The 19427-nt window shown below is 45.7% G+C and carries 14 protein-coding genes and 1 pseudogene; 9 read left to right on the top strand and 6 right to left on the bottom strand.

Translation table 11 applies throughout. The features are described 5' to 3' along the window. Nucleotides 1-311: 311 nt before the first annotated feature. Nucleotides 312-1118 carry a CDP-diacylglycerol--serine O-phosphatidyltransferase gene (gene pssA, locus U1F02_RS14095; protein ID WP_409991052.1) on the bottom strand — a complete coding sequence of 269 codons (807 nt, stop codon included), beginning with the start codon at nt 1116-1118 and terminating at the stop codon, nt 312-314. A 116-nt stretch (nt 1119-1234) separates the two neighbouring features. Then, nucleotides 1235-2257 (bottom strand): ketol-acid reductoisomerase, encoded by a 1023-nt coding sequence (gene ilvC / locus U1F02_RS14100; RefSeq protein WP_409991053.1) that lies wholly within the window; start codon nt 2255-2257, stop codon nt 1235-1237. Nucleotides 2258-2398: 141 nt separating this feature from the next. Between ilvC and ilvY the strand changes: the two genes are divergently transcribed. Further along, nucleotides 2399-3256 (top strand): HTH-type transcriptional activator IlvY, encoded by an 858-nt coding sequence (ilvY, locus tag U1F02_RS14105; RefSeq protein WP_409991122.1) that lies wholly within the window; start codon nt 2399-2401, stop codon nt 3254-3256. Between the two features lie 13 nt (nt 3257-3269). Next, nucleotides 3270-4064: a hypothetical protein gene (locus tag U1F02_RS14110; RefSeq protein ID WP_409991054.1), complete on the top strand. Its 795-nt coding sequence runs from the start codon at nt 3270-3272 to the stop codon at nt 4062-4064. A 9-nt stretch (nt 4065-4073) separates the two neighbouring features. On the opposite strand, the gene U1F02_RS14115 is transcribed toward U1F02_RS14110, so the two are convergent. Then, nucleotides 4074-4622, bottom strand: a complete 549-nt coding sequence (locus tag U1F02_RS14115) for a DNA-3-methyladenine glycosylase (protein WP_409991055.1) — start codon at nt 4620-4622, stop codon at nt 4074-4076. Nucleotides 4623-4825: 203 nt separating this feature from the next. On the opposite strand from U1F02_RS14115, the gene U1F02_RS14120 reads away from it, so the two are divergent. The 6 genes from U1F02_RS14120 to U1F02_RS14145 all read left to right on the top strand — a co-directional run bounded on the left by U1F02_RS14120 (nt 4826) and on the right by U1F02_RS14145 (nt 12708). Next, nucleotides 4826-5935: a pectinesterase family protein gene (locus U1F02_RS14120; RefSeq protein WP_409991056.1), complete on the top strand. Its 1110-nt coding sequence runs from the start codon at nt 4826-4828 to the stop codon at nt 5933-5935. 39 nt (nt 5936-5974) lie between these two features. Next, nucleotides 5975-6967, top strand: coding sequence for an alpha/beta hydrolase fold domain-containing protein (locus tag U1F02_RS14125; RefSeq protein ID WP_409991057.1), 993 nt, complete (start codon nt 5975-5977; stop codon nt 6965-6967). 176 nt (nt 6968-7143) lie between these two features. Beyond that, entirely contained in the window at nt 7144-7701 is a 558-nt protein-coding gene (locus tag U1F02_RS14130) for an RNA polymerase sigma factor (RefSeq protein WP_409991058.1), read from the top strand. Continuing rightward, nucleotides 7701-8756 (top strand): FecR family protein, encoded by a 1056-nt coding sequence (locus U1F02_RS14135; RefSeq protein ID WP_409991059.1) that lies wholly within the window; start codon nt 7701-7703, stop codon nt 8754-8756. The genes U1F02_RS14130 and U1F02_RS14135 overlap by 1 nt, the downstream gene beginning before the upstream one ends. A 92-nt stretch (nt 8757-8848) precedes the next feature. Then, a complete protein-coding gene (locus U1F02_RS14140) occupies nt 8849-11869 on the top strand; it encodes a TonB-dependent receptor (RefSeq protein WP_409991060.1) in 3021 nt (1006 codons plus the stop codon). A gap of 296 nt (nt 11870-12165) precedes the next feature. After that, nucleotides 12166-12708, top strand: a complete 543-nt coding sequence (locus U1F02_RS14145; RefSeq protein WP_409991061.1) for a hypothetical protein — start codon at nt 12166-12168, stop codon at nt 12706-12708. On the opposite strand, the gene U1F02_RS14150 is transcribed toward U1F02_RS14145, so the two are convergent. Beyond that, nucleotides 12705-13517 carry a transcriptional regulator gene (locus U1F02_RS14150; protein ID WP_409991062.1) on the bottom strand — a complete coding sequence of 271 codons (813 nt, stop codon included), beginning with the start codon at nt 13515-13517 and terminating at the stop codon, nt 12705-12707. The two genes, U1F02_RS14145 and U1F02_RS14150, sit on opposite strands and share 4 nt — an antisense overlap. A 204-nt stretch (nt 13518-13721) precedes the next feature. Between U1F02_RS14150 and U1F02_RS14155 the strand changes: the two genes are divergently transcribed. Further along, entirely contained in the window at nt 13722-15050 is a 1329-nt protein-coding gene (locus U1F02_RS14155) for a hypothetical protein (RefSeq protein WP_409991063.1), read from the top strand. A 1968-nt stretch (nt 15051-17018) separates the two neighbouring features. Here the strand turns inward: U1F02_RS14155 and ilvN are convergent. Both ilvN and U1F02_RS14165 read right to left on the bottom strand, forming a co-directional pair. Further along, entirely contained in the window at nt 17019-17510 is a 492-nt protein-coding gene (gene ilvN, locus U1F02_RS14160) for an acetolactate synthase small subunit (protein WP_409991064.1), read from the bottom strand. Beyond that, nucleotides 17510-19242, bottom strand: a pseudogene (locus U1F02_RS14165) (acetolactate synthase 3 large subunit). The gene ilvN and the pseudogene U1F02_RS14165 overlap by 1 nt, the downstream one beginning before the upstream one ends. Between the last annotated feature and the right edge of the window lie 185 nt (nt 19243-19427).

Genomic DNA, 19427 nt, shown 5'->3' on the forward strand with positions numbered 1-19427 from the left:
CGGTAATTCGTTTCAAGCCCCAGCCTTACTTCGTTTTACCGCTCGCTTTCAGGTCACCCCTGAGCGAGGCGCGCATATTACGCTATTTTTTTACTTTGTAAACCCTTATTTTCATTCAGTTTTTACAAAGTTCGCCAAACCGCTTCTGTTCCGAAGAACAAAACCGCCTGCTCAGCGAGGGCGCGAACTATAGGCACCCATCGCATCACTTGCAAGCTTTTTCGGTGAGATTTTTGAAGAGATTTTGTCGCTCCGCTCAACACCTGAACAGATGTATCGCGAAGCGACCAATACGCGGAATTTAAGATCAATTACTCAGGCTTAAGCACACCAGCTTTTTGCAAAAGCCAAATAGCAGGAGCGGACAAACCATAAACAACCGAAAGCAACAGCAACCCTTCTTCGCGATAAATAATTAGCAACGCGAAGGCCATTACGACTAACAACATAAAACCAAAGGGTACGCGACCACGAAAATTAACGGTTTTGAAACTGGTGTAACGGAAGTTGGATACCATCAACAAACCCACAAAGGCGGTCAGCAAGGCCAAACCCGATTTAGCCCACAGGGTTTCCGGTTGGTAGTTGGACATTGTGAGCACGGTCGCAGCGATGACTGCGGCGGCCATTGGGCTCGCCAACCCAATAAAATATTTCTTATCAACCACACCAATTTGGGTATTGAAGCGTGCAAGACGCAAGGCCGCACAGGCCGTGTAGATGAACGCGGCAGCCCAGCCCCAGCGCCCGAGGTCGTGCAAAATCCAGCTGAACATAACCAGCGCGGGCGCTACACCGAAGGAAACCATGTCCGCAAGACTGTCATATTGTTCGCCAAAAGCGCTTTGAGTGTTGGTCATGCGCGCGACGCGACCATCCATACCGTCGAGCAACATGGCGATGAAGATAGCGACGGCGGCATGGCCAAAATTGCCATCCATACCCGAGACCACCGCATAGAAGCCACAAAAGAGCGCGCCGGTCGTAAATAAATTGGGGAGCAGGTAGACGCCGCGATGACGGACTTTGCGCCCGCTTTCCTGAACTTCTTCTACGTCATCAAACACGTCCAACTCTGGATCGGTGGATTTTTGGTGTTCGGGGTTATTGCTATTCATAATCACCTCGCCTCAAAAGAGCGGCCATTGTACACACCAATTGAGAAGTGAACATATTGGATTGCCAAAAATGCAAAAGCCCCGCAAGAGCGGGGCTTTCAGGACTAATCCGGGGATTAGTTTTTGGATTTATCAACGATTTTGTTCGCTGCAATCCAAGGCATCATAGCGCGCAGTTTCTCACCTACCACTTCGATACCGTGAGCGGCGTTGTTACGACGAGCAGCGGTCATTGAAGAGTAGTTGGTTGCACCTTCAAGGATGAATTGCTTGGCGTATTCACCAGTTTGAATGTCTTTCAAGGCTTGACGCATTGCTTTGCGAGATTCTTCGTTGATTACGCGTGGGCCAGTTACGTACTCACCGTATTCAGCGTTGTTAGAGATTGAGTAGTTCATGTTGGCGATACCGCCTTCGAACATCAAATCCACAATCAACTTCAATTCGTGCAAACACTCGAAATAAGCCATTTCTGGCGCGTAGCCTGCTTCAACCAAGGTTTCGAAGCCCATTTTTACGAGTTCAACAGCACCACCACAAAGAACCGCTTGCTCACCAAACAAGTCGGTTTCAGTTTCGTCTTTGAAAGTGGTTTCGATGATACCGGTACGGCCACCACCTACGCCTGATGCGTAAGAAAGCGCAGTATCTTTCGCCTTACCAGATGCGTCTTGGAAGATCGCGATCAGATCAGGTACACCGCCGCCACGTACGAATTCAGAACGTACAGTGTGACCTGGTGCTTTTGGCGCAATCATGATTACGTCCAAATCTTTGCGTGGAACCACTTGATTGTAGTGAATTGCAAAACCGTGGGCGAAGGCCAAGGTAGCGCCTTGTTTGATGTTTGGCTCAATCTCTTCTTTATAGAGTTTTGATTGGAACTCGTCTGGAGTCAGGATCATTACCACGTCAGCTGATTTAACAGCAGCAGGAACGTCCAATACTTTCAAACCGTGAGCTTCTGCTTTCTTAACGGTTGGCGAGCCAGTGCGCAGACCAACAACTACATCAACACCTGAATCTTTCAGGTTGCACGCGTGCGCGTGGCCTTGTGAACCGTAACCAATGATGGCTACTTTTTTGCCTTGGATGATAGAAAGATCGGTATCTTTATCGTAGTAAACGTTTAACGCCATGACAGACTCCTGCATTAATGATGATGTCGAGATCGACAGGTTTTAACAAAGGCGCGCAGTGTAGAAAAAAACCAATATCACGTAAAATGATATATTTGCATGTTAATGTTGCGTTTTATGCAACGCGCGCAGGTCAGGATCATGGATATCGCCAAACTCAAACTCTTTTGCGCCCTCGCCAGCAGCCTGCATTTTGGCCGCGCAGCCAGCGCTTGCCACGTTAGCCCATCGACCTTGAGTCGAAACATCAAACAATTGGAAGATGACTTGGGCGTGAGCTTGTTCGAACGCGATAACCGCTCCGTCGCCCTCACCCATGAAGGCCACAGCTACCTGCAATTTGCCAAAGAAGTGTTACAGCAATGGGAGGCTTATCAGGAATCCCTACTAGCGAAAGCCGATCAGCTACACGGCCAACTCAGTATTTACTGCTCGGTGACGGCGAGCTACAGCTTCTTATATGACATCCTCACCGAGTTTCGCGTTAAGCATCCCGGCATCGCCATCAAGCTGCACACCGGCGACCCGGCGCAAGCGATTGAGCGCGTTCAATCAGGCTATGAAGATATTGTAATTGCCGCAAAGCCAGAAAAAATGCCCGCCGGCATTAGCTTTAAACCCATCACTAATTCACCGCTGGTTTTTATCACCGCAAAAAATGTGGATTGGGAAAACTGGAATCAGATTCCGCTCATCATTCCTGAGGAAGGCATGGCGCGCGAGCGGCTGGACAATTGGTTTAGAGAACAAAAAATCACACCCAATATTTACGCCGAAGTAAAAGGCAACGAAGCCATCGTGAGCATGGTGAGTTTGGGGTTCGGCGTGGGTGTATTACCCAAAATTGTGGTGGACAACAGCCCTCTCGCCGACCGTGTTGAACCTTTTAAAGAACAACCGGATTTGGGGCCATACTCCATGGGAATTTGTGTGATGGAAAAGCGGTTGAAAAGCCCGATATTGAATGCGTTTTGGGCGCAGCTGACGACCGAAAAATAAAAAGGAATTTATGATGCGGAACAAAATAATCGTGGCGCTTACTTTTATAGGGTTCGCAACCCTTATCTATTTCGGGTACGAACAAGATGACATTCGGCTCAGCAGCGCAACATCAGATATATCGCCAGCCGAAAAGATCGAGTCGCCCGATGAATCAACAACGCAGTTTGCCCGGAAAACAACACCACCCGTGTTGAGCCCCGCTGACAAAATTTTGATGGACAAGAATAAACGATCCGAATATCAAACATGGAGGCACGATCGCGGTTACGCAGACGAGAACACAAAGAATAATTACGATGCCTACAGCGACGAAATATTAGTTTCGCTCACGAAGCAAAACGATATATTTGCAACACAAACCCTAGCCAAACGACAATACGAAAAAGAACGCGACGGTAAGCTCGACTTTATTAAAACCAAAGCCCTTTATTATCGCGCGGCAGCTCAAGGGTCAACCTATGCGCTGGACGAGTTGAGCATCTTAGATGCTCAGTTATCTAGTGTTTACCAAGAAAGCAGCCCTGCACTGGCTTACAAATACTCTTTAGATGCACGAGCTTGGGCAGAAGTTAAGAAAATGCGTGGCGATACATTTTCAAGCTTTTTAGGAGCAAAAATGATTCCGGAAACATTTGCCGAAACAGAGCTGATTGAAATTCGGGAACAAGCAAAAAATTTATTTGATGACCTTTCCAGCCAACGCCAACAGTTAAACCTTGGGGCATTCGACAACGCCGTCTCAGAATGGGACGCAGCGATGCTTGAAAAAATCAACACCGCAAAGGTATCGCACGAATCAAAATAAAATTTCGGATTATTTAAACGGTTTACTTAAAAAAGGTGAGTTAGCCAAACCAAACCGCCAAGGTAAATCAACGGCTTTTGAAATTCCTATTCGAGAACCAGACACAACATCAACGGATTTTGCGGCGGGAATTAATTCGAAAGGCGGCTCATTTAACGGCATTCCGTTGTAAGCATGCACAATGGCCAATGCCTGCCCCACTTTGCCAGGGCCAGAACACAGTTCACGCACATTTTTTACGCCGCGTCGCTCGTGCATTTGTAGCAAGCCAATCACGGGTTCAATCGCACGAATTAAAACACCGGCGCCATGGCCTTCTGCTTCGCATACAAAATTCAAACACCAATGAATGCCGTAGGAACGATAAACATAAGCGCAGCCCGGTGGGCCAAACATAGACGCATTGCGCGCAGTAGGCCCAACGAAAGTATGTGAAGCCGGTTCGCTTTGATCGTAAGCCTCTGTCTCAACAATAATTCCACCAACACCATTTAGGCTGAAGGTGGCACCTATAAGTTCGTACGCTACCTTATGGGACTCTTGAGAAAAATTAATCATTGCGCCTGTGATGCCTAACCGTTGAAAACAGAAATAGGTTAATTTTTTCAAACAATTTGCTTCCCTTTCGGTACGATTGGGCACGCGGAAGCAACATATTCGCACCAAGCAAGAAATAGCATTGGTGGATTTGCGGTGTTAAATCGTCATTGATACACCTAATACTTTACATCGCCAAGATAAAACTAATGAACGGAGCGAGAATGCCTTTAATAATCGTTTTAATGACCCTATTGTTAAGCGCTTGCAATACATCTGAACACCTGACGAAATCGGAAGCAGACTATGATGCTGTTGTTGGTGGAGATGGGCACAACGCATTTCCCAGCTTACAGGCAGCAATAGATGCAGCCCCCAAAGATGAAACCGTGCACTACCGAATTCTGGTAAAGCCGGGGCGCTACAAAGAAAAGGTTAATATCTTGCGTTCAAACGTCACCATTAAGGGTGATAAAGCAACCAATACACTTCTTTATTTTGATGCTTACGCCGGTAACTCTCGTCACTATCGTGCAGATAAGTGGGGCACGCCGGGATCTGCAACGCTTTCGATAAACGCGACTGACGTTTCAATTTCCGACATCACCATTGAAAACACCTTCGATTATTTAACAAACGACGCTAAGCAAGCGAGCAAAGATCCGAGCGCCATTTCAGAAAGTCAGGCAGTGGCTGTTTTATTGGATACAGCAAGCGATCGCGTCAGCTTTAACCGCGTTGTTTTGAATGGATATCAAGATACGTTTTTTGCTAACGGTTACCGCGCTTATTTTCGTGAAAGCACCATCAGCGGCAATGTCGATTTCATTTTTGGAAAAGGCACGGTGGTATTTGAAAAATCAAAAATTGTAACCAGACCACGCAATAGCCCGTTTTCCGCAGGGGAAATACAAAGTTTTGTTACAGCGCCTTCAACCGATATAACCAGCGCGCACGGCCTCACTTTTATCAATTGCGTGTTAACGCGCGAACAAGGCGTACCTGATCGCAGCATTACACTCGGTAGACCTTGGCACCCAACAACGACCTTTCCCGATGGCCGCTACGCTGACCCCAAGGCTATCGGTAAGACTGTGTTCATTAATACTTTTATGGATCGTCATATTAACGAGGACGGCTGGTCTAGCATGCCGGGCACGGCGCGCGATGGAACCAAAACCCTGATTTTTACGCCGGATAAATCACGCTTTTACGAATATAAAAGCACCGGCCCTGGTGCAGCGGTGAATGCAAAGCGGCCGCAAATTTCAAAAGAGGAAGTTGCTAACTATTCAGTCGCTAAAATATTGGGTGATTGGCACCCGCAGCTATAAGGCAACACACACATTACATACAAGAAATACGGGAACGCCATGAAATATTCACATCGCATTGTATTTATATTATCGGCGTGGCTTTGCGGTTGCTCTACGCCATCGCCACACTCCCAATCACCACATTATGAGAACACCTATACCGCCGAAAATCGCTTTGCGCAGGATGTTAAGAGTTTTCCTAACATCAGCGTCGCCAGCAGATCCGTTCCGCCAGATGTTATTGAAACGAAAGATATTACCTACGTGCGTTATGGAAAACGCGAACTGCAATTGGATTTATACAGACCCGCAAATGCACAAACTGGAAAACCAGCGCCCGGAATTGTGTTCGTCCACTGTGGGGGATGGAATTCCGGCTTCAGAACTCACCTAACACCTGTCGCCATTGAACTGGCGAAAGCAGGCTACGTAACCGCAACCATTACTTACCGCTTGGCGCACGAAGCGCAATATCCTGCAGCAATTCATGACGTGAAAGCCGCTATTCGTTGGATGCGCACGCACGCGGCTGAATACGGCATTGATCCCTATATGATTGCCGTTGGAGGCTCATCAGCGGGAGGGCAAATCGCTAGCCTGACGGGCATGACGAATGATCTCAATCGATTTGACCCGCAAGCGAGCGAGAGCGAGGTCTCCAGCGCAGCGCAGCTCATCTTAAATATTGATGGTTTGTCTGACTTCACATCGCAACAAGCGCGCAAGTTTGAAGATGTGCCCGGAAAGTCAGCTGCGGCCATTTGGTTTGGCGGCAATTACCTGGATAAGCGCGACCTCTGGCATGAGGCATCCCCCACTTATTATGTAGGAGAAACAAGCCCGCCCATTCTGTTTTTGAACAGTGCGCAAGAGCGCTTCCACGTGGGCCGAGATGAGATGGTCGCCAAGATGAAAATCTATGGCATAACCTCCAAAGTCGTTACACTGCCGAACACGCCGCACACATTTTGGCTCTATGAGCCTTGGGTAAAACCGGCAGCCTCCGAAATTATCCAGTTCTTGAACGAGCAATTTCATTACCGGCCCTAGCCTAGCGCCTTCCCCTTAACTTCGGCCCCTGTTCAACGGGGCATCATCTATCCTTCAAGGAGAACGCCAAACAATTTTTGAGGTTGACTGGCGGAAATTCCGCTCTCAATCGTCAAGATGCAAAACCCCCGGAGTTTACCGGGGGTGCTTGACTCCATTAAGGCATAAAAATAACTATGAGAGAAAAAGAGAGCTTGGAGAGCACCTACCTTGCTATTCGAAACGGCCTAATCCGCGCTGTTTCGAGGCTAGTGCCACCAAAAGAAATAGAAGATATTGTTCAAGAGACTTACGTGCGTATTTGTGCGGTAAAAAAGAACGTGCAAATCCAACACCCGCGTTCGTTCCTATACAGAACGGCTCGCAACTTGGCGCTTGATCATCTCAAGCGTGCAGAAACGCGAACCAGTGTAAGCATGGCAGATGAAAGTTTGGACTTGGATGACTATGTAGACGATGTAGATCTGGTCTACTCCCAAGTCTCCGCGGCACAAGAGTTCGAACATTTTTGTGAGGCTGTACGACATTTACCCTTGCAGTGCAGAAGAGCCTTTGTCTTGAAAAAAGTGTACGGCTACTCGCAAAAAGAAATTGCCGACAATTTAAATATCAGTGAAAACACAGTAGAGAAACACATAGCAATGGGTCTAAGCCGGTGCCGCCAATTCATGATGCGCGCCGCAGCAAATTCCACAGAAGAATCAGGCTCTGATAAGAGCCAAGAGATACAGTAATGGGCAATGTTTATCAATTCCAAACCGAAAATCAGATATTCGACGAGGCGAGTCTTTGGATAGCACGCCTCGACCGCGGCTTATCTGAAGAAGAAACCAAAGCGTTACGCCAATGGCTGGATACCAGCTCACGCCATAAAGAATGCTTGATGGAAATGGCCTCGCTTTGGGACCGCATGGATAATCTCTCGGTGCTCTCAGAGTTGTTCGATGCACCCGCAGCGCAGCGGCAGGAGAAAAAAAGATTTTTACGCACTGCTTGGTCAATTGCTGCATCTGTTGCCGTATTGCTTGTGGGCATCCATTTTTTTGTGCCAGCCACATCCCAAATTAAAACGGCACCGCAAGTTGCGCAAACACCTGCTAGCAAAACATCCAACGTATTGTACGAAACGGGTATAGGCGCTCACTCCACAGTCAGCTTGCCCGACGGAACCAAAATGTTTCTCAATACCAATACACAAGTGTCGGTAACTTACATGGAGAAAGAGCGGCTATTGGTTTTAACAAAAGGAGAATTATTGGTTGAAGTCGCACACAACAAGCAGCGCCCACTGCATGTAAAAGTGGGCGAACGAATTGTTGAAGCCGTTGGTACTGCATTTAATGTTTACCTCAAAAACAATAATGATTTTGATGTAATTGTGACGGAGGGTCGCGTTAAAGTTAAACCTGCTGTAGCTAATGCAGCCACATCAACGCTTTCAAATAGCCAAAAAATTATTCAAGAGCTTGGTCAAGGTGAAAAATTAAGTGTTCACGAAAGCGAAACCACACCGGTAGAAGTTATTGGTGACGCACTTATCAATGATCGCTTGTCTTGGCGCAATGGCAACTTAGTGTTTAGAGGCGAGCGTTTGGAAGATGCACTTTTTGAATTGAGCCGCTACACGCCCGAGCGTTTTCGAATTGCAGATCCGCGCATTAATGATCTGCGCATTGCGGGTTTATATAAAGCGGGAGATGTAGACGGCTTGCTCTCCGCGCTGAAAGAAAACTTCAATATCGTTTATGCACGATCACACGATGGAGTTATTGATCTTTCGTTAAAATAAAAATCATCACACATCGTGATGATGGTATGGAGGAAAAAAAAAGTTAAATCGTCTTTTGTATAGCGGTGAAAACCGCGTTGGAGAAAACCGGATTGAACAGAATATTTTTGGCGTTGGTTACCTGCAGCTTAGTGTGTAGTTATCAAGCGCGTGCAGAAAAAAATAATCTATCGCAAATTGTTCATTTCAACATCTCCGAAAATAGAGCTGACATTGCTCTCACTGAATTCGCACGCCAATCCAACCTCACCATTATCGTGCCCTACGATAGAGTTGTATCGGCAAAAACACATGAATTAGTGGGGAATTACTCGGTAATAGATGGCGCCATTACTCTTCTTGAAGATTCGGGCCTGTATTTATCCGTGAGCAACAGTGGTCAACTCTTTATACAAACTTATAACGATTTAGAGGGAAAACACTCCATGCTGTACAAAAATAAATTATCCACTGCAGTGGTTCTTGCAATGTCATCACTGGCAGCGAGTCAGGCAATTGCTGAAGACGCGCAAGCAAAAGATGTTGAAGAACTTGTTGTAACGGGCTACCGCGGCTCGTTACTCAAAAGTCTGGATGAAAAGCGCAACGCCATCAACTCCAAAGAAACCATCATGGCGGAAGACATCGGTAAATTTCCCGATTTAAATATCGCCGAATCTATTCAACGTGTACCTGGCGTTGCCATCTCCCGCGAAGGCGGTGAAGGCCGTAACATTACTTTGCGTGGATTTAGTCCATCTTTCACACGCACCACCCTAAACGGAATGGAAGTCCCTGCAGGCAGTGATGGATTAGATTCTGGCGGCGTTACGATTAACGCAGGGCGCGCTTTTGACTTCCACGTTTTTGCGTCTGAGCTGTTCAATCGCGTTGATATCCAAAAGACAACCACCGCAAAAATGGAAGAAGGCGGCATTGCCGGCACTGTGGATTTGTATTCTGCAAAACCATTTGATTTCGATGGCTTTAAATTTGCGGCATCTGCGCAAGATAGCTACAACGATTTGAGTAAAAAGAACGATCCTCGCATTGCCCTCATGGTAAGTAACACCTTTGCGGATAATAAGTTGGGCGCTCTTCTTTCGGTTGCTTACTCTGACAGAACTGTGCGTCAGGAAGGTTTTGGTACTGTTCGTTGGACAACGCCTATTGCAACGAATGACACCTACCCTGCAAGCGCTAAACCCGTAGTAACGGGTCAAATTGCCGAGAGCAATTGCGCGCTCAATGGCAGCTCAGTCGCAGCGATAAATTGCTTGTGGTCACCACGCTTGCCGCGTGCAGATTATTTCGGAAATGATCAAGAAAGATTGGGCATCACCTCATCGCTCCAGTACAAACCCTCAGATTCAGCAAAACTGACGTTCGATATTTTGCATTCAGAACTTTCAAACACGCGGCTGAATTACAATTCAATGGAGTGGTTCTTAACCCATAACGAAGTAACGCCTTTAGCGATTACCGTAAATCCAGACGGTAAGCGAATTCTCGCCGGAACTTTTGCGGACGTTGAATCCTGGATTGAAAGCCGCGATCAAAGTTCAGATTCAAAATTTGATCAATATGTATTATCTGGTGAATTTAACCTGAGCGATTCTCTCACGCTAAACGCTATGGTTGGTAAAGCAACCAATGAAGCAGACCGTGAGGAAGTTCGTTTCTATGCGGTTTCAAAATCACACACTTATTCGTTTGATTTCAGTGATAACGCAGACATCCCAAAAGTGTCTTGGGGCAGCGGTTACAACTACAACGATCCAGCCAATTACAACATGACAACGGCAAACAACCGTTCCAACTATGTCAAAAAGGATAACCTGACCTCTAAAATTGATTTGAAATTTACGCAAGACAATTATTCTATTGATACGGGCATTGCGTACAATGATCGCAAAGTAGAATCACGTGAAGGTACTGGAAAATATCCTGCTGCGTTTTCTGCCGTTGGTTACACCAAAGCACTTCCCGTTTCTGATTTTGGAAAAGGATTGGATGGCACACTGGTACCTTTCCCTGTTGCCGATTTTGATGCAATTTATAAAGCGAATATCATTGCCAAAGAATACACCGATAAATTATCTGCTGCGTGGATTGTAGGTGAAGAGACCTTGGCCGCTTATGTCGAAGTCAACAATAAATTTGATTTAGGCTCCATGCTGCTGCGCACAAACTTCGGTGTTCGCGCGGTGGATACCAACGTAAGCTCTCAAGCTTGGTTGAATACAAAAGCTGTTGATGTAGAACGTAGTTACAAAAACTTCTTACCTTCAATGAACTTCTCGTTGGATGTAACAGATACTTTGGTAACTCGCCTGTCGTACGGTAAAACAATGACACGCCCCGATATGGGCTCATTGAACATTGCTGGGCCGAATTTCGGTTACACAACACGTACCGTTAGCAACCTCGGAAACCCAGGCCTGAAGCCCTATGAATCTAACGATATAGATTTTGGTGCGGAATGGTATTTTGCAGAAGAAGCTTTATTAGCGGCGAATTACTTTTATAAAAACGTAACCACCTCGTTAAAAACAGACATTGTTGAAAAGCTCATTGATTCCGAGTATCACGATGCAATTTTTGCAGATCCACAATATGACGCGGCATACAATGCAGATCCTCGCACAACTCTCTACACACATTACATTCCTGTCAACGACAACAAAGGTTTTGATGTAAAAGGCTACGAGCTTATTTATCAACAAACCTTTAGCTTCTTGCCGGGCTTCCTCGCCAATACAGGTGTTGTCACTAACTTCACTCATGTTTCAGCAGGCGATATGACAGGCTTATCGAAAAACTCATACAACTTCACGCTTTATTATGAGCAAGATAAGTATGGCATTCGCGTGTCTGCAAACAACCGCGATAGCTACCTGCTCAGCAAGCCGGGCGGCAATGGTCACGTTGCGGAAATGAAACAAGGGCCAACTCACATCGACATGTCTTCATTTTATAACCTGAACGATAATCTAAAGCTCACGGTTGAAATGATTAACATGACCGACGAAGAGGAACGTATTTATGGCACCGGTGACGGCACCATGGATATGACCCGCGAAATCAATCACACCGGAAGACAACTCTTGGTGGGCGTTCGCTACTCACTCTAAGTTATCAGGCAAGGATTGCTGCAACTCTGTGGATGGCTAAGTGATAAGCCTCCATCGCTATTCCCAAAGCAACATCACTAGGCTAGCTTTTAAGCCGGGAGGTCAAACGACCTCCTTTTTTCATTAAAAGCTTTCTATTTAAATAAAGATGGAATTTAGTCCCAGTTAAACATTCTGTACGTTGATTGATCTGTTAAGATAGCAACACAAAGGTCACAACCCGACCAACGTACAACAATAAAAACTCTACGCATTGAACACTCAGCCAAGAGTTACGTTTTTCTCGGACATCGCCTGTGATATCGACCATTTACTCACGCAGCTTTAGATTTTGTTTGGTGTTGTTTAGCCAAGCCATGCTCTTGCTGTGTGCCTTAGCCTGCCACGCAGAGACAGCAACACTCGCACCCGGGCTTGAAATTAATTTACCCAGCGCACTCTCAATCCAATTGGAACAACAAGATCAACGCGAATTTCCGACGCTAGTGGGTGAAGTCAATGGAACACAAAGTTATTTTATGGCGGCGACGCTCATTAACATTTGGGAGCGCGATCCCGTTTTGTGGAAAAGACTTGAAAGCAGTATTCGTCAGCAGAGCGGCGCAAGTGAACCGCTATTAAGAATGGAAGACACTCTGACAGCATCACCTCACGGCGCCGTCAGCTATAAAATTTACGAATACGAATCCGAGCAACAAAAACATCTGCAAGCCTATTTTCTACTGAAGGGCGAACGAAGCCTGTATTGGATAAGCCTAACCACAGTGCCCGACACAGACATCAATACTGTTATACCTCTCGCCCAAGCGTTGATTAGCCGAATGCGTTTTGTAAACTAATACGGCTGTTGTTCAACCAGTAAATCAAATTCCAATTTTTGCGCAATCTTAGGGATCAGATCTGACCGACTGGCCACTTCAATTTTTATATTGCGAAGCTCAATGCCGCTACGAGCATCAACCAAGATTAATTCAACACTATCCATCCCGTCCAAATCAGATACCCGGCTTTCAAGTACCCATTTCGCGCCGAATTCTTTAAAGAAATAAGGAAAGGGATTTTGCGGTCGCGAGGCAATGGCCGAATTGGAGAGCAGCTTCACATGGGGAATTTTACGCGCGACCAGAACTATATTTTGGCTTATGTCGTTCGCAAGAATTTCAGTTTGTGGACGATCAAACGAAGTTGGTAGTACGGCTAACTTAATTTGATCGCCAGCAGATCGCCCAACCCAACACATGATTGACACTGCAACGAGTAACGAAGCCAAAACATAAAGCCCGCCGTTGATAAAACGATTGCTTAACCAGCGCGGAAATGTATTCGACGAGGAAGGGATTGAGCCCACCACTGTCTCAACTGGGATACTTAACGCCTGTTCTGCATACGGCGTAATCTCAAGAACCCATCTGTACCCACGCTTGGGCAGCGTTTCAATGAATTTGGAAGAATCATCAAGCTTAGCCAGTTGTGCACGTATATCCGAAACAGCCCGCGTCAACACATCATCGCTCAATATTTGATTTGGCCAAACTGCATCAAAAAGATCAGCGCGACTAATAACTTCGCCGGCATGCTCCATCAAATAAGCAAGCAACTTCAAATTAACAGGGCTCAGCCGCTGAACGTCACCACGGGAATTTTTCACAGCACCTAGCTCGAGGTCGAACTCGAGCCCAGCGCACCTGAGGTGGGTTTTATTAGGATTATTCTTTGTCATAGACGCAGTTTAGCAATTTAACGGGGGCGTCAACATGAGGTTTTTATTTACGGAGCTTTTGCGGATGTTTTCCTCAGATGCTTTCACCACCTGTGTGCGAGAGTTAAAGTGTTAACCACCGAGGAACACACTATGATTCGCACGAAATCCCTGTTATTTAAAATAATTACTCGAAGCCTGTTGGTGATCGGAGCGGGCATAGGTATTGTTTTTATTCCTAACCTATCCCTTGTTGACGAGGCTTTGCTGCCCGAAATCACCGAAATATTAAACAAGCCCGTCAACGCAAACATAGAAGGGAATGCCGTTTATTCCCTTTATGGCTTTGCAGCTGCTTCAGATAAAGACCCACACACCGTGGGCAAAGCGGTTGTAGAAATGCTGCAATCAAAACACCCCAAAGGTAAGTTTGCACATTTGACAGAAGATGAATCTACTTCGCTCTACGGTGACAACAAAAAATGGGATGAGGAATGGTCGTCGCTCTATCCAGCCACCAACTGTAAGCCTCGGGAAAGGGGAAATTGTTTTGAGCTTTTGCTTGCGGAGGTTAAAGAAAAACCCCTCACACATCCTCGCTTACTCACACAATTGGAACGCTACCACAGGATCGTCCAGCTTCCTCACTTCATCGAAGAAACCCAGCTGATGGATTACACATCACCCGTACCCAATTTCTATTTGATGATGCAAATGGGAAAACTTAGTCAGGCCGATGCGTACCTACATAATGGTTTGGATGGATTGATTGCCAACAGCCAAGCCGATATGCAGTTTTGGCGAATGGCTCTATCAGATAGCCGAACGCTAATTGGAAGAATGGTCGCCATAGCATCCTTGCGCAGAAGTCTATCGGCACTTTCTTATGCACTTGGTTCAGAACCTCATCTATCGCAAGCTCAAGAAACCAATTTACGAGCGCTTCTTGCTCCACTCAAGCCAGCGGAAATAAGTAGCAAAAATGTACTCACGGGAGAATTGCGGTTTGGTGTAGAAAACGCAAAAACTGCTCCTCAAAAGCCGCCAGAGGATATGCTATTGGTATGGATGTTAAGCCAACCCACGGCAACCGCAAACTGGCATTATCGCCAGAGCCTAAAGCCCGCATTCGCGCTTGACCAATTATCGCCAATGGAGTTTTACGAGCGTGCGCAAACCTCAGCACCTTCGTTGGAATTTTCGCGATTCAATCCTTATAACCTCGGCGGCAAACTTAGCCTATCCAAAAATTGGCAGTATGTGAGTTATCTCGGCCGAGCACATGACCTAGCAGGAATTTATTTGCTCATTGCCTTACAGCTGGAATTAAAAATAAATCACCCAGAAAATACAGGTGCAGCAGTTAAATCCTCGGCATTCAGAAATCCCTATACAGGAAAGCCCTTCGACTATGATTCAGCAACGAATAGCCTTGGATTTCAATGTTTTGATGTGAAGGATGTTTGCAGGATTAATTTATAAATAATTTGATGGTAGCCGGATCGAGGGATTCGGCTTTATCTTTGAATCGCTTTTACTAAAGGGGTCGTAGTGATTTATTTATAACCAATCACAGCCACCGGTCTGCCTCGCTTCAAAAAACCAATCTTTCTTTCCAATGCAACTTCAATCTGTTCTTTAAATTTTCCGGATCCTAAAACTTGATTAGCTGAAAGTGATTCGCGCGTTTGCATGCAAGTCTGGATCAACCATTGTTCTAAATAACTCACGAATAGAGTTGTTGGGCATTTCTACATGGATACGGAGAAGGATTTAAATTCCAATTGATCAAACAATGGGCCCGGCCATTTGCGAAGGATAATTGCTCAACAATCGGCGGCATTTTCCCGTGCAGCCCCAAGCAACCAGTTTAGATTTTGTTTCGATAACACGCCAACAAATAATTTTCAGCATCTACCATTGCGGATCGCGCACTTCTACCCAACAACACCATCAGGCGCTATAGGTTTTATTAATCAAACATACTGGCGACCAATGTGTTGCAAAATTCGATTAATTACATCTGTAAAATCGCGAGCATTAATAAATGTAACGGTTTGTCATCTGAAATACCAGCGTGCAATTTGTGTTTAACGGCTAACCCCTGCCAACGCTGGCTTTATAAAATTGAAAATCTTCTTCTGCAAAAAATGCAGGATTAGTGCGCATACCTTTTCCGGTTTCATCGCAGAACGAGCGCATCGGTGATTTTCTTGATAAGTAAATCCTCGTTTTTGACCACAAAATCCCAGCTGGCTAAAATTAAATCACTACGAGCCCTTTAGTGACCTAAAAATTTTATTTTCATCGGACGATAAAATCCGCGATCAACATCCTGTCAAAATTGCTGTGCGAATTTTAATCCATACCGGATCATTAAAGCAATATATTTCTGTCCCATATCCAAAAGAGTATCGACCTATTTAATTTTTGTCATAATCGCAAATGCATGTAATATTCCGCCAAAACAAATAGCTTTTACATCCAAACTTATCTGATTCACCATATCTTCTCAAGCGATTTCATTTGCCACGATGGCTGATTAATACTTTTCCATAAATATCTAATCGATGGATTTGATCCATCCATATTATATTTTTCATAACGAACCATCATCCTGTATCACCACCAATATATTTAATATCGTAACTTTTCCCATCATTTTTATCGGTATATCGAACAAATCAACCCCATCAACAAAGGATATTTCTCAATGAAAGCAATTATTAACCACCCCAGCATTTTGTTTTGCGGCGGGTTCATACTTTTTCAAGGCCGCCTTCAGCAGAACAATTTGAAGTTGCTTAAACCTAAAATACCCATAAATGTTAGATGAGAGAGCAATTATCAGTACAATGTGACCTTATTAAGGCAATAACCTCTCAGCTTCAACTTCCGCTTATCGGATTGTTATTCGCTAAAATTCTATTAGGAGTTCATTTTAGATTTTTCGTTTATTTCAATCTGGGTACAGAACGCTGGCTTTGGCAATCAAGAGCCCTTCCGTGGACAACTTTTAATGATCAACTCTATTCAATCACTTTTACTCTGTTACGCCCATGCAGGGTGATAATTTGAAGTTGTTACCATCTACAAAAATTTCACTTTTTTTCAGGAGAACATGAGTCAGCAATTACACGTTGAAAGCGAGTTTTTCATCCTTTGGATTGCATCTGTCGAGATTTAATCCAAACTCAAGAGAATATTTTGTGAAGGAAAGGTTTCAACCTTCACTTCTAATTGCCAAAACAGACTGTTCCATCTACAGGCTCTGCTAAACGTTTTCAGCAGCCACCGCGAGAAGTTGCTTTGGTCCCGCCTTCGCGACCCCATACGCAAACTAATCTATCTCTCCAGATCTAGTTGGCTGAACAATTCGATAATTAATTTGTTTAAGAGAAATCTTAAAAACCGATTCACTTTCATGCCGATTTTCTGGCAGCGTGTATTTTACAAACTCAACACTTTCTCACCGCGTGATATTCCACTCACACCGCTACGCACGACTTCGATAATCGCCGCGTCGCCCACTGCTAACAAAAAGGCATCGAGCTTTTCGCTCGCGCCGGTAATTTGAATGGTGTAGAGCGAGCTGGTTACATCGATGATTTGGCCACGGAAAATATCAACGCAACGTTTTACTTCCGCACGCTGTGCGCCTGATGCTTTCACTTTAATCAGCATCAATTCACGTTCAATGTGTGCACCTTCGGTGAGATCTACTAATTTCACAACATCCACAAGCTTATTAAGATGCTTGGTGATTTGTTCGATTTTATGATCATCGCCAATAGTTGTCAGTGTTAAACGCGACAGCGTTGGATCTTCTGTTGGAGCAACGGTCAAGCTTTCGATGTTGTAACCGCGTTGTGAAAACAAACCTACAACGCGAGACAATGCACCGGGAGCGTTTTCTAATAAAACAGAAATAATACGTCTCATTATGTACGCTCCTCTTTGTTCAAGAACATGTCGCGCATGGAGTGTTGCGCAATCTGCATGGGGTAAACGTGCTCAGATTGATCAACCATAATATCCATAAACACAACGCGATCTTTCAACGCAAAACATTCTTCCAATTTCGCTTTGAGCTCTTCTTTCTTGGTCACACGAATACCCACATGACCGTAAGCTTCTGCAAGCTTGATAAAGTCCGGCAATGAATCTTCATACAAACTTTCGGCGTAGCGACTGGAGTACTGCATATCTTGCCATTGGCGAACCATGCCGAGCGCTTGGTTGTTCAAGCAAATAATTTTCACCGGCAAATGGTATTGCGTACAGCAAGATAATTCTTGAATACACATTTGAATGGAACCTTCGCCAGTGATGCACGCAACAGTTGCATCGCGATGCGCCATTTGTACGCCCATGGCCGCAGGCAGACCAAAGCCCATGGTGCCAGACCACCGGAGTTGATCCAACGGCGTGGCTTATCAAATGGGTAATATTGCGCCGCAAACATTTGGTGCTGACCAACGTCGGACGTAATAAACGCATCACCTTTTGTCACTTCCCAAACCGCTTTGATAACGTCTTGAGGTTTAATCAATTCGCTGGTGGTGTCGTAACGCGGCTTCGTATACAAACCATGGCGCTCGCGCCATTCGTTGATTTGTTTCCACCACGCGGCGATGGCTTCTGCATCCGGCTTTTCGTTAGATTCTTTAATCAGCGCCAACATATCCGTCAACACGCTTTCAACCGAACCTACGATAGGTACATCGGCAACCACGGTTTTGGAGATGGACGCAGGGTCTATATCCACATGGATAATTTTTGCGTTCGGGCAGAACTTGCTAACGGCGTTAGTTACGCGGTCATCAAAACGTGCACCCACTGCAAGGATGACATCACTGTGGTGCATCGCCGTGTTCGCTTCGTAAGTACCGTGCATACCCAGCATGCCGAGGAAGCGTTTACCGGTTCCCGGATAAGCACCCAAGCCCATGAGCGTGTTGGTTACGGGGTAATCCAGCGTATCCACCAATTGCGTCAGCAAATGCGATGCATTGCCTTGCACTACACCACCACCGGTATAAATCATCGGGCGCTTGGCAGCCAAGAGTAACTGCACCGCTTTCTTGATTTGGCCAGCGTGACCGCGCGTTGCGGGCGTATAGGAACGTAACTTCACCTTATCCGGATATTCGTACGGAAAGGTAAACGCCGGGTGAGTCAGGTCTTTAGGTACATCAATAACCACTGGGCCAGGACGACCAGTAGACGCGATGTAATAAGCCTTCTTCACGGTTTCGGCGATTTCGCTTTGATGTTTGATCATGAAACTGTGTTTCACAATCGGGCGGGAAATCCCCACCATGTCCGTTTCCTGGAAAGCATCTTCACCAATCAAGTGACTCATCACCTGACCAGAAATGACCACCATCGGAATAGAATCCATGTAAGCCGTCGCAATGCCGGTGATGGCATTGGTCGCACCTGGACCTGAGGTCACGAGAACAGTACCGACTTTGCCGGTAGAACGGGAGTAACCGTCCGCCGCGTGGGTAGCGGCTTGTTCGTGACGAACGAGAATATGTTTAACGTCTTTTTGACGAAAGATGGCATCGTAAATATGCAGTGCAGCGCCGCCTGGATAGCCGAAAATGTATTCAACACCTTCGTCTTTCAGGGCGCGGATGAGCATATCTCCACCGGATAGCATTTCCACAGTCATTCCCCTTTTAGAATGTCAATAAAACGCACCGCTACACGCGAAGCAGCAAAAAGTTGCAAGTTGTAAGGCGTATAGAAGCACTAAAAAATACGCTGAGACTCAAGTCTACCAACGCAATATGAATGATCCACGATCAAAACCCGGCAAGGTCAGGATCGGACCAGCGAAAACCGTGCAGG

The organism is Cellvibrio sp. (genome assembly GCF_046347455.1).
In the GTDB taxonomy this organism is placed as follows: domain Bacteria; phylum Pseudomonadota; class Gammaproteobacteria; order Pseudomonadales; family Cellvibrionaceae; genus Cellvibrio.